Source organism: Ochrobactrum sp. MYb379 (assembly GCF_037479515.1).
In the GTDB taxonomy this organism is placed as follows: domain Bacteria; phylum Pseudomonadota; class Alphaproteobacteria; order Rhizobiales; family Rhizobiaceae; genus Brucella.
The window spans coordinates 64167-76489 of record NZ_JBBGYW010000021.1 but is presented as its reverse complement, the minus strand read 5'-3'; the positions used below and the strand labels follow the sequence as shown (position 1 = coordinate 76489).

The window sequence follows — 12323 nt, the reverse complement described above, 5'->3', positions numbered from 1 at the left end:
CTGACGGACTAATCCAAAAGGCAATCCCAGTTATCTCCCCGGTGGATGGCATTGATGCCACTCCGGTGCCCCGGAAGCACTGATGCCATCCAAAGGGCGATTATAAAAAGGAATAGAAAAATGAAAAGGTTTGCTCTTGCTGCCGTAGCTGTTGCTCTTAGCGCCGGTGCTGCTTTCGCTGAAAACCCAAATGTTGGCACTCCTGCCGATCTTTATGCCAATGACCGTACACCAGTTGCTTCGCAGCAGGTTGATAACACGGCTACCGCTTCTATCGGCCAGAAGGTCTATCAGGATGGCTCGGCTCATCGCTTTGGCGACGCTTCGCCTTCAAGCTACCAGAACTAACATCGGCACCAGCCGGTAGAACTGCACAAAAAGGCGAAGCCAGTCAGGCTCCGCCTTTTGTTATTTTATATCATATAAAAACACCCAACCAGTTTGCTATCGAAGCTATCATAACAAATCAGGAAAAGCTGGAGGGCTAAATCTTTAATTGATACAGCCCGCGTTGACTAAGATTACGCTTGTCCAATCTATCGAACGCCCGAGTTCGGCAATATGTGTTCTCGATCATTATAACCCCAGACGCCTAATACCGTCCGGGGCTTCTGCTCGTTGCTCTCAATCAGACACTACCACTTCACTTTGAAGCCGACATTGCCTTTGATTGCATAGCTGTCGCCAAAGTTGTTGAGGCTGGTATTGACGAGGCCCTCGCCATAGATCGAATATTTATCGTCGTTCCAGTTGTAAGAACCACCAAGGCCCAGTCCACCCCACACCCGATCATTGCGGCTCGTGAAGCTGCTTTCCGCAACATTCACAAGCGTGCCTTTGAGAAACTCGTAATAGAGATTAGCAATTCCATACACCCGTGTCCGATCCAGCATGCCATTGGCATTCTGCCATGAATTCTCATGATCAACCGTCAGACCAAGACGACCCTGCAAGCTTTCTCCACGATCAAGGCTAACATCTGCATCAAATGCATCCGTGAATGCATCAAAATCAACATTGGAATATGTCAGCTGTGCCTGTGGTGTCAGTGACCATGCTTCGTTGATGGCAAAGCGCTGCCCGCCTTCAAGTGATAAAGCATAGCCAAAGCCATGATTGTTATCGGTGAGGCCTGTATTGGCAGTCGTCGAGTGAAGATCACTGCGATACCACGTCACCTGACCCTGACCATCAAGGTAAAAGCCATTCTCGCCATACCAGGTGAGCGTTCCGCCAAGACCATAACCGTCTGTGCTGATATCACCATCGCCGTGGGCTGAATTGGTTTTCGTCTTGCCATGGGCATAATGCACCGTGAAGCCGCCAATCAGCTTGCCGTTTTCGGTTTCCGTCAGCATGCCATCAATACCAGCCTGCATTTTGAAGACATTCTGGTTGTAATTGGTATCAGATGTCGAAAAGCGCGGCTCCATATGGTTATGCGAACCTTCAATGCGACCCCAGACGCCATTGCCATTGATTGCAGCACCGGCTTCATCAGATACTGCATAAGGCGAGCCGATCGCATCAGCACCCTGCGCAACCACACGATTGCCATTGCCCGACCAGACACGGTTGCCGGTACGCTGCTGCAAGGTTGCAACACCATTCAAGCCAAGCAGAGCCTGCGGATAGGCTTCATAAACCGGAACTCCAGCCTGATAGAGCGGTTCTGGCTCAACAGGGTCCACGGGATCAGGATTGACTGGATCCACAGGATCAACCGGGTCTACAGGGTCGGTTGGTTGAAACTGCGAGCGTAAATACCAATTGCCATCCGTCGGATCTGATGAGACGCCCTGAAACAGCGAATAGGCATATTCACCGCCGACCACTACTTGTTGGCCTGATCTCGCTTTATAATTGCCAATCAGACTAAATTGTCCATCCGATGCGCCGCCCACCTCAATGATCTTGATACCGTTGACGGTCTTTTCGCCTGTGCCGCCAATATTCGTTACGATAACGTAGGAGCTGCCAGAAGTACTGCCATTGATGGTCAACATATCTGTTTTGGACGCATCGCCATCAAGTTGGCTATCGAGCCTTATTGTGCCATTACTTCCGATGTAATCGCCATCGATCGTAAAACGATCACCAAGAACCGTATTGGAAAGACTTAATACACCAGAATTTTGAAATGTCGCCAGATCTTCGAATAGAGCATTATTGGCTGAACCGTCATCATTTGATGCCAGCTGGATCAACCCATAATTAGTGAGCCGCGTCGTGCCACCCCCAAAATCACTGATTGCAACTGGAGCGACCGTATCTCTGATACCATCGCGATTGGAATCTGAAAAATGCCGTACGGTCCACTTTCCTGAAGATTGATTGACGACGGTATCTTCACCACTGCTCAGACGGATAATGCCCGTCAAATCGCCCGAATTAGATATATTAGTAACGGCGCCTTTAAACGATGATATTATCGTCGCCGGAATATCATTATCATAATCATAATAATCAAAACGATCTACATAACCATCCGCACTAATTGCTATATCAGATAGCGCTCCGACTGTAGCGCCGCTATCAATGACAATGGAGGACGCCCCACCTCCCACTGTACTGATTGCAGATCCAACGGCACCACCTTCAATGACACTTTGATCTCGCGCATGCATCTGGAATATATTCTGTGAGTCCGTGATGATATATCCACTACTGCTACCTACTAATTCAACTTCTGGGCCTCTACCCTCAATTCTAACTCCATCACCAACATAAGAGCGCACCAAACCTGACGTAGTGACATCGACTTCTAATCCATGCGTATAGATCGCAGATGAATTCTTGTTGCCACTTCGATTAAGCAACTCGCTGTCGGCAGATTGAACTAACTTTACGATACCGATAGGGCCGCCAGAAGACCCCCCATTAATGTATATACTCGCCTCATCTGTAGGACGAATACTGGTTTCATCTGGGTAAAAGCCTCCAGACGAGCCAGTATGAGGCGGCGATGGCTCATATCCATCCACACTAGCGCTGTCACCAGAAATAATATTGCCATTCGAGGTGAATCCAACTTCAGTTGTGCCGAAAGCACGAACCCCAATGCTTTTCGTCTCTACGGTGACGCCTTTTTGCAACTCAACAAATACCTTGTCAGTGCGGCTGGTGCCGGACCCAACATTAACATAGCCATAATCATTCGTAATAACTATACTATCATGAATAACGGCATTCAGTTTGTCACCACTATCCACGCAGCTTATAGCACCAGAATACTCAGAAACATAATAACATTCGTCTGCCATGGCAGAGGGAATAAATGAAACGGTGAGCGGCAATGCCGCAATAGCTTTTTTAAATTTTCTCGAAATGCGATCGACTTTATTTTTCATCTTAACCCCTCACCAAGACAAACTTATATCAAATATAGATAATATTATTAATAAGTCTATTATGATGTAAAGATAAATTAAATTAATCGAATTTTGCCTTTTTTGGACAGCCAACTAATTTTGTTGAAACTATATTATATCTGAGATGAATAGATCGTATGGCAATCCTAGATTGCATTAAGTGTTGCGTGAATGAGATTGGTATAAATATGATTCAGCTCTAAACGCCGGCATAAAAATCGCAAAGGCGAGGTAATTGGGATATTCTCTGCCTTAATATTTTTTTATTTCTATTAAAATGCAGCTTTCATCTTCATAAGTATTAGCATCTACCGTTACACGCAATAGTCGTAATTTGATGAACAGCTATATTCGTACCCTATTAGCACCTAACATTAAGCTCATTTGCCATCCACATGCACACGGAGATTGCTTCTGTATGCAAACCATCAAAATCGGCGAAACTTTCCACCGTTTATTCTACTTGCATTAGCGATCTATAAAGGCTTGCTGAAATAATCAATATTTGAAGGAACTCAAACTTCTGTCTATTTTCGAATGGAGCCGCCATGAACCCTCGCGTGTTAATTGTCACTACAGAAGCGCCAGACGTACTCTTTAGTGGCCTTGGGTTCTTTAACGAGATATTTTGGGCAGAGTTAAAAAAGCGCCAGTATCCATTTAAGGTGTTGTACTTAAACAATCAAAAAACACGTCCTTCAAAAATGGCCGACTATGAAATTATGCTCAAGCCGGAGCTACCATTTGATTCTTCAATGGAGGCATTGAGTCTCAATCTAGCTTGGAGCACATCAGAAAAGATAAAGCCTATACTGAGTGATTACAAACCAGACATAATATCCGTACACGAAAATTCAGCAGTTATGCCATTTTATTTTCATTTAGATCGGGTTCAGTTCACCTTGCATTCGAGCTATATTGGAATGCAACATTATCTTTCGAGGACACAGCGCGGCTTGCAACACTATTGGGAGCAGCGAATTGCAGTTCGTCAAAGTGGCTCGGTTGTCATGCACAGTGAATGGGCGCATCAATCAATATTGAACCACGTGTCTGCGGACATTGTTAAACCAAATATATTTCCAATTGGCGTTAACTTTTCTGACTACCCTCAGCAAAAGATGCGCCATCCTGAAAATAAAATAGTCGTAAGCTTCTTCGGTCGCTTTACAGATATTGTGAAAAATTTTCAGATTTTCCGTGAGGCAATTAACACGCTACCTGCCAAGCTCCGAGAAATTATCGAACCAAGAGTTTATGGGCCAGAAAATATTCCGCCTTATATGGAAAAAGAAGGGTTTAAGGGCCTTACTTACGTACAAGGCGATGCAAAGAGAAAAGCATTTTCAGAAACAGATATCGTGGTTTTCCCAAGCTCCCAAGAAAGCTATGGCATTGTCGGTTTAGAGGCGTTGCTATCAAACTGTGCACTCATAGCAACGCCCGGCCTTGGAATGGACAGCTATATACAGAAAGAATTTTCCTGCCAACCAAATGTGCATGAGATACAGAACAGAATTATTGAATATATCACTGATATCAAGCGCTTAAGAAATCTACAAAATGAGGGTTTCTTCAGGGAAACCGTTAATCAAGATCAATTCAAGATAGCAAGCATGGTAGACAGCTATATAGACGTATGGAAATCTCACAAAGAGAAATTGAATGGATAGGTCTTATTATTTTAGGGCCATATCGTTCAATGATAGGCACTGATAGATGCGCTGCTCCACAATACTATTATCGAGAACCATATAACAACCATGCAGAAAAATTGCATGATTGTTATATGTATGCCTATAGAACCCTTGGACTATTATCAATGCTACCAGCGGAAGCTTGAAGACACCATAACCTCTCTGCCATCTCCGTAAAGACACTTTGCAAATTCGCAAACTACATATTCTTTATTGAAGAGGTTGCTGGCGTTCAACGACAAGGTTATATTTTTACTCAACTCATAACGGACCATTGCATCGACAAGCGTATAACCCGGAATTGGTTTATCTATTCCCGACGCGCGAGTTGTCCCCGTGTATCGGACGCCACTTCCAACAGACAGGCCATCTATGCCCAACTGCACCATATCATAAGTCATCCAGATAGCAGCTTGATGATAGGGAGTATTTTCACTGCGCTGGCCAAGTTGCAAAAGTTCTTCGCTCTTGGTGATCCGGGCATCTGTGTAAGAATACGAGCTCACCATCGTCAGGTAATCAGTCAGCTCCGCTTTGGCCTCAAGCTCCAATCCTCGCGCACGCCTCTGACCGATCTGTGTGAGGTCTCCTGCAAGTGTACGGGTGACGATATTGTCCTGTTTGAGCTGATAGACGGCTCCACTAAACAGGATATTGGTGCCGGGTGGCTGATAACGAATACCGACTTCGATCTGTTCTCCAGTCGTAGGTGAGAAACTCATATCTTCGACATATTCAGTCACGGCGACCGGGAAGAAGGATTGCGCATAACTGACATAGGGAGCCAGTCCATTCTCAGCTTCGTAAACGACTCCAGCCCGCCACGTTGTCTTTTCAGACTTACGACTGATCGACTGGTTGTTAGCATGATAGCTGAAATTCTGATCAGCCCAGTCATGTCTTATGCCGAGCAATACGTTCCAGCGTTCATCAAACGTGATTTTATCCTGAAGATAGATACCGTGCTGTATCGTTTCCGTCTTACCGCCCCGATTACGCAATGGATCACGGTTGACTGTGAAGTTAGCACCGTAGACCGGATTGTTCAGATCGATTGACGGAGCAACTGCGCGAAAATTATCTGAATCATACGTTGTGTCATAAAAGTCATAACCGGCGAGCAATGAATGTGAGAGCGGGCCTGTATCCACATCGAATGCAACATTCATATCATGTGTAAGGCCCTTCGCACGATCATGACGGTCACTGTATTGGCGAGCCAGTATGCCTGTCTGTGCGACCTGATTAACCGCGGCGGCGCTCGTCTGAGCCATCATATAACGCCAGTCCAGATCGGATTCGTAGTAGCGCGACTTTGCTGAGAACTTAACATCATTGTCGAAGCGATGGGTAAACTCGTAACCCAATGCGCCCATGTCACTTTTCATCCGGTCATAGTCCGGCTCACCGATAAAGGTATCGCGACCGAGAATGAAGGGGCCATCACCAATACCTTCCACAATCTCATAAGGAAGTGCGGCGGGAAAACGCGTGCTGCTCTTCTGATAAAAACCGAGCACAGTTAGCGATGTGTCTTCATCCGGCTTCCACTCGACTGCTGGCGCGATATAGATACGGTCATCAGTGATATAATCAACGTCGGTGTCGCTATCGCGACCAAGAAACGTCAAACGATAAGACAATGTATCAGTTATGGCATCGCTGAAGTCTGCCGTCACCTGTTTACGATTATGAAGCCCGCCCTGTACGGAAACCTCACGCAAAGGCTCCGGAGTTGGACGTTTGCTTACGCCGTTTACAAAGCCGCCCGGCGAGAGCTGGCCATAAAGAACAGAAGCCGCACCGCGTACAACATCGACACGTTCGAGGCCAAACGGTTCCTGTGTACCATCATATGAATTATTTTGGAGCCTCATACCGTCGCGCAGCAAACCGCCGGTTCCTGGCTCAACATCGAACCCACGAATGCGAAATCTGTCAGAAACCCGCGAAAATGGACCCGGCTGCGCGGTAAAACTTGGTGTATAGGCCAGCACGTCAGCGAGGGTTTGTGCCTCGCGGTCTTTTATTTCGGTCGCTGAAACCACCGAAACAGACTGCGGCGTGAGCACAATAGGGGTATCCGTTTTGGTGCCACTGCTGCTAACTTTGGCTACATAGCCTTTAACGGGCTCGGTTGAGCGGTCATTGTCCTGAACGACAATCGTTTGCAGATTAATTCCAGCACCTGCGTCCTGTGCTGAAAGATTACTAACCGACAGCGCCATCATGGCACAGGCAAGCGGAATGCTATATGGCAATGACGAAACATAGGGCAGCCCGCCGATACTTGATTTCAGATAGTTTACCGGCATAGCCATTCCCCAACTTCAATGCATGATTACAGGAAAGCTGGAACAGCCATCGCATAACATGACAATTATGATCAACAAAGATAAGCCTTGGCTATCATGCGATTCACTTTGAATAAATCAAGAAAGTGTCACAACACACTTATTGCGGCGCGTTCGCAGCCCTACCGATGCTATGACGCGATTGGAAGAGCCCAGTGACTACCACTTCCGACAATGAGACAAGGAATTAATGGTCATGATAGAAATAAGAGGATTAAACGTCTATCGTGGCTCTCAGCACATTCTCCATGATATTGATTTGAATATTCTTCCCAGTCATTTCACGGCTCTGATCGGGCCAAACGGCTCTGGCAAATCAACCCTTCTGGGCAGCATGGCAACCACCGTTGCGATACAAAGCGGCCATATGAAACTTGGTTCAAAGCAGCTGTCGTCCTATTCTAGACGTGAGTTGGCGCAACAAATGGCCTTTCTACCGCAGCATGTGCATACGCCAGCGGGAATGAATGTTCGTGAATTGCTTGCGCAGGGACGTTTCCCCTGGAGAAGCTGGTTGGGTGGCTGGTCTAGACGAGATGAGGATGCTGTTACACGCGCTGTAGAATTATGCGGCATCGAACAACTTCTTGATCGTCCCTTGCAAAACCTCTCAGGAGGGCAGCTACAACGCGCGTGGATTGCAATGACACTGGTTCAGGACACACCGATTATACTGCTCGACGAACCAACGACCTTTCTGGATGTTGCAAACCAGTTAAGCCTTCTCGACCTGCTTTCGGTATTGCGCGATGCAGGGCGCACAGTGGTTGCAATATTGCACGACCTCAATCAGGCCGCGCGCTATGCGGATCAACTGGTTATGCTGAAAGATGGACGGGTCGTGGCGGAAGGAAACACACAGCAGGTCTTCACTGCGACTAATATAGATAGCGTCTTTTCGGTTCGTTCGAGAATGGTGGATGACCCTGAGACAGGCATTGCCATGTGCATTGCCTCATCATCTGCTTAATGGGTACATCCGTGTCGGCATATTGGCGTATTTTCCAGTTCTCCATTCTTTCTGTGCTGCTTATTGTGGCTGCTGTTCTGCATCTGAAACTTGGGGCGCGTCAGCTTGACTGGAGCACCGTTTGGCAAGCGCTTGTTGCCTATATTCCAGCCAATCCTTTACACAGCATCATAATCGAAATGCGGATGCCCAGATTGATGGGTGCTGTGATTGTGGGTGCAGCGCTTGGCCTTGCAGGTGCACTGATGCAGGCTGTAAGCGAAAATCCACTTGCAGATCCGGGGCTTATAGGCGTGAACAGCGGCGCAGCTTTCTTCGTGGTAATCGGATTGCTGGTGTTTCCGGGTAATACGCTTGCAATGATCCCACTCTTAGCCTTCGCGGGTGCTATTGTTGCAGCGGGTTGTGTGCTTCTTAACACTGGAGCGGATCCCAATCCAGTTCGCCTTGTTTTATCAGGTGTGATGGTTGCAGCCCTGTTCAGTGCTTTAACCTCAATGGTTTTGTTGCTGGATCAACAGGGACTTGAGAGCTTAAGGCGCTGGCTTGTCGGTTCACTGGCTTTCGATAGTTCGCAAGCGCGGTGGCAGACCTTTCCGTTCATCATGGTGGGGGTATGCATTGCAATCGCAAATATCCCTGCGCTCAATCTGCACCGCTTAGGCGCACAATCGGCAGCACTGATGGGATTGAATGTATTGCGAATGCGCCTTTCATCCCTTCTGGCGATCGTGCTTCTGGCCGGGTCCTCCGTCGCAATCGCAGGACCTATAGGATTTGTCGGCCTCGTTGCGCCGCATATCGGACGTATTATATTTGGCAACGATTATCGGTTCATCGTGCCAGCAAGCCCTCTGATTGGCGCATTGCTAATCGTCGTCAGTGACATTATATCCCGTACCGCTGTCAGTCCGTTGGAAATCAATACTGGTATTGTGACTGCCATGGTCGGCGGTCCCATTTTCATTGCTCTCGTATTGGGCAAAGTAAAATGATGAAAGCGCAAATAACCGCCACCAAGCAGACCCACAAGCGCTTCTCCCATGGCCGAATAATTCTACTGGGTATAATGGCCTTTCTTGCGGGAATAGCATTGCTGGCGATGACGCTTGGTAGCTATCCGGTTACACCTTCCGAAATTGCTCTGGCTATTATAGCACCTGATAGAGCTGATAATGCCATATGGAGTATTGTTGTCGACACGCGCCTACCGCGCATATTACTCGCGATCTTTTCAGGCATGGCTATGGCTCTTGCAGGTGTTGTACTACAAGTGCTCACACGCAATTCACTTGCTGCACCTGGGTTGGTGGGTGTCGAGGCTGGCGCGGGATTAACTGTGCTTGCTGCGCTCATTCTCTGGCCTACTGCACTTGCTGTGGAACTTTATCCACTTGCCGCTTTGGTTGGTGGACTGCTGGTAGCACTCTTCGTGATTGCACTATCATGGAACAAAGGGGTTTCACCCCTGCGCCTTCTTCTGGTTGGTGTTGGTGTCACAGCCATCCTCAGCGCAATTTCAGACTTGCTGATTACTTATGGCCGTATCGATCATGTGGAATCGGCTTTACTCTGGCTTGCCGGTAGTTTGCACAAGACGGGATGGGAGAATGTGCGCGGTCAGACTTTGTGGCTGCTGCTTGCTGGTATTCCAGTGATGCTGCTTTACCGTCAATTTGATTTGTTTCAACTTGGCAACGCCGTTGCGGGTACGCGTGGCCTGAATGTCTTGCGTTTTCAGATCATATCACTTTTGCTCAGTGTTACGCTCACCGCTTCAGCTGTCGCCAATGTGGGCACGATGAGCTTCATTGGTCTTTTAGCCCCTCATGCGGCAAGACTTCTTGTTGGAGAAAAACACCGACTGCTTTTGCCACTGGCCGCCTTAATGGGCGCTTGCATTGTTCTCATCAGCGATACGATAGGCCGTACAGTTTTTGCCCCACTCCAAATTCCTGCCGGGCTCGTGGTGGCCGTAATTGGTGCGCCCTATCTTCTTTATCTGCTGTCGCGCAAAGGAACCACCAGATGATCAAGATAGCGTCAGCTTTGTTTCTTCTTATATGTAGTTTCGGATTCGTCGGCTCTTCTCATGCAGAAGAAACACGAACCTTCTCCAACAGATTTGGGTCTGTGAAAGTACCAGTCACGCCCCGCTGCGTGGTGTCTTTGCACGATTTTAGTCTGACAACGCAGTTACTTGAATTAGGGGTCACGCCTTGCGGATCATCCGGCCGCAAGCGGTTGTTCACAGATACAATTTATAGAGGCGCATCGCAAAGATACGATACGTCGAAAATTCAATATGTCGGAACTCATCAGGCACCAGATACCGAAACAATAGCCGCATTAAAGCCTGACCTCATCGTGGGGCTATCCTATCATGCAGCACTGCGCGATAAGCTTTCAGCCATTGCACCGGTTGTGCTCCTACCGCTGCGCGAAGAAGGCATCCGTTCTTATGCAGAACAACTGGCTGATCTGGTAGGCAAGCGCCACCGCTATGATGAGCTCAATCATGAATATCAGGATGTCGTCAACGAATTCGGGAAACGCGTAAAGAACCCTGCTTCAATTACCGTGACGCCTATTGAAATTTACCGAGATGGTTTTCGGATCATAGGGCGGGGTGGCATGGAGCAGGTGATAGACGATTTTGGTCTTGGCCACGTTCCCGCTTATGAAAATAGCTCGAGCGATATACCCTATAGCTTGGAACGCCTTTCCGACTTTGATAGTGACATCATTATCGACACTTACGAAGAAATGCTGGATGAGGAAGCGGAAACGCGGGCCTTTCGCTCGACGGTCCAGTGGCGCAACCTGTTTGCTGTGCGCAATCGACAATTTTTGTACTTCAACCGCAGTCGCTATGGCGAAACGATGGAAGGTCTGATTGGCTCTGCAACTTTGCTTTTATCGCATATCGGCGAGCGGGAAATCCTTCGGCAGAAACCTTAATCAGCAGGTCTTCAGGTCAACGGCGTAATTGAAACTGCACTCCAGCGATCAACCTGTTCACTCGGGCAGTCAGTCTTCAGGGTGTCACAACGTGTATTGACGTCGAACGTATCTAACCTTAGCCGAATGAGCAGTCGTTGAGATGTGGTAGAGGCAATAACCTCAGCGTCTTCCCCGGCATTGCTGCCGGATTTATTTTCAAAAGTAATTTTTTCCCGTACTCCAGTGTCGCTCCAGAACGTCAGCGCTGCGTGTTCAGCCACCTGCTCAAGGGCATCAAGCTCTGGGTTTCCCCTGTAAGCCGGAAGGTATGGAATACCTTTGCCAAGACAAGACAGGAAATCCGGTACATCTTGTGGTTCGAGACGGCCATATCTGGCGCGATCCGGTAATACGAGAAGTGAAGCAGCAAAGCGGCAGCCCCCAAGATGCGTTGACTGCAGAACCCTGAAATTTGTTGGGTCAGCATAATCACGCAAAGCTTTCCATGTCGCAAAGCCGTAGCGAGCGCAGCAAGGGTCCTGTTTTCCATCTGTACAGCACAGGATTGTAATGCGCTCATCGGGCTCTCCGGCAAGTTTCCCTCCCGCTGCCAGCATAAGCAATTGTTCGGACAAAATTTCAGGCGTTGCCGAGCGCAGAATAAGATTATCACACGACAACGCAATTTCATCGCCCTCCACGAGGGCGACATGAATTCCAGCCTGATTAGCAACAATGATTGCCGCAGTGAGCTGGACAGACATACCGAAAGCGTTTGTTCTTGGCACACGCCAGTGACGACGCGGCCAATGCAACAACACATAGCGTCTGGCGGCAACCCCAGCGCCTGGCATAGGCTCGCCACGCTCCAGGCAAACGTCACGACAAAATTTATGAGAGCTCATACTTGGTCAATTGTTTATAGCGATGCCGCATTAGCGAAGCTGATGTTAATGGAATGACTATCCAACACTATATGCTTCGATAA

The 12323-nt window shown here is 48.0% G+C and carries 9 protein-coding genes; 6 read left to right on the top strand and 3 right to left on the bottom strand.

The features are described 5' to 3' along the window. Nucleotides 1-120 precede the first annotated feature (120 nt). Nucleotides 121-348: a hypothetical protein gene (locus WH356_RS22425; protein WP_339514852.1), complete on the top strand. Its 228-nt coding sequence runs from the start codon at nucleotides 121-123 to the stop codon at nucleotides 346-348. 287 nt (nucleotides 349-635) lie between these two features. Here the strand turns inward: WH356_RS22425 and WH356_RS22420 are convergent, their stop codons facing one another. Further along, nucleotides 636-3350: an autotransporter family protein gene (locus tag WH356_RS22420; RefSeq protein ID WP_339514850.1), complete on the bottom strand. Its 2715-nt coding sequence runs from the start codon at nucleotides 3348-3350 to the stop codon at nucleotides 636-638. 569 nt (nucleotides 3351-3919) lie between these two features. On the opposite strand from WH356_RS22420, the gene WH356_RS22415 reads away from it, so the two are divergent. Further along, nucleotides 3920-5044 carry a glycosyltransferase family 4 protein gene (locus tag WH356_RS22415; protein WP_339514848.1) on the top strand — a complete coding sequence of 375 codons (1125 nt, stop codon included), beginning with the start codon at nucleotides 3920-3922 and terminating at the stop codon, nucleotides 5042-5044. Nucleotides 5045-5196: 152 nt separating this feature from the next. Here the strand turns inward: WH356_RS22415 and WH356_RS22410 are convergent, their stop codons facing one another. Further along, a complete protein-coding gene (locus WH356_RS22410; RefSeq protein ID WP_339514846.1) occupies nucleotides 5197-7389 on the bottom strand; it encodes a TonB-dependent siderophore receptor in 2193 nt (730 codons plus the stop codon). A gap of 229 nt (nucleotides 7390-7618) precedes the next feature. Here WH356_RS22410 and WH356_RS22405 point away from each other — a divergent pair, with 229 nt between their 5' ends. The 4 genes from WH356_RS22405 to WH356_RS22390 all read left to right on the top strand — a co-directional run bounded on the left by WH356_RS22405 (nucleotide 7619) and on the right by WH356_RS22390 (nucleotide 11353). After that, entirely contained in the window at nucleotides 7619-8392 is a 774-nt protein-coding gene (locus WH356_RS22405; RefSeq protein ID WP_339514844.1) for an ABC transporter ATP-binding protein, read from the top strand. An 11-nt stretch (nucleotides 8393-8403) separates the two neighbouring features. Next, the gene (locus tag WH356_RS22400; RefSeq protein WP_339514842.1) at nucleotides 8404-9387 is read left to right on the top strand and encodes a FecCD family ABC transporter permease; all 984 of its coding nucleotides are present in this window, start codon (nucleotides 8404-8406) and stop codon (nucleotides 9385-9387) included. Beyond that, entirely contained in the window at nucleotides 9384-10424 is a 1041-nt protein-coding gene (locus WH356_RS22395; RefSeq protein WP_339514840.1) for a FecCD family ABC transporter permease, read from the top strand. Before WH356_RS22400 ends, WH356_RS22395 begins: the two co-directional genes overlap by 4 nt. Nucleotides 10425-10525: 101 nt before the next feature. Beyond that, nucleotides 10526-11353, top strand: a complete 828-nt coding sequence (locus WH356_RS22390; RefSeq protein ID WP_339514838.1) for an ABC transporter substrate-binding protein — start codon at nucleotides 10526-10528, stop codon at nucleotides 11351-11353. A gap of 11 nt (nucleotides 11354-11364) precedes the next feature. Here the strand turns inward: WH356_RS22390 and WH356_RS22385 are convergent, their stop codons facing one another. Next, complete coding sequence (locus WH356_RS22385; protein WP_339514836.1) at nucleotides 11365-12189, bottom strand: sucrase ferredoxin; 825 nt, start codon at nucleotides 12187-12189, stop codon at nucleotides 11365-11367. Nucleotides 12190-12323 lie beyond the last annotated feature (134 nt).

What these genes read in the sequence shown, in the direction of transcription:
- WH356_RS22425 (WP_339514852.1), top strand. Translation starts at nt 121, where the DNA reads ATGAAAAGGTTTGCTCTTGCTGCCGTAGCTGTTGCTCTTAGCGCCGGT.
- WH356_RS22420 (WP_339514850.1), bottom strand. Translation starts at nt 3,350, where the DNA reads ATGAAAAATAAAGTCGATCGCATTTCGAGAAAATTTAAAAAAGCTATT.
- WH356_RS22415 (WP_339514848.1), top strand. Translation starts at nt 3,920, where the DNA reads ATGAACCCTCGCGTGTTAATTGTCACTACAGAAGCGCCAGACGTACTC.
- WH356_RS22410 (WP_339514846.1), bottom strand. Translation starts at nt 7,389, where the DNA reads ATGGCTATGCCGGTAAACTATCTGAAATCAAGTATCGGCGGGCTGCCC.
- WH356_RS22405 (WP_339514844.1), top strand. Translation starts at nt 7,619, where the DNA reads ATGATAGAAATAAGAGGATTAAACGTCTATCGTGGCTCTCAGCACATT.
- WH356_RS22395 (WP_339514840.1), top strand. Translation starts at nt 9,384, where the DNA reads ATGATGAAAGCGCAAATAACCGCCACCAAGCAGACCCACAAGCGCTTC.
- WH356_RS22385 (WP_339514836.1), bottom strand. Translation starts at nt 12,189, where the DNA reads ATGCCAGGCGCTGGGGTTGCCGCCAGACGCTATGTGTTGTTGCATTGG.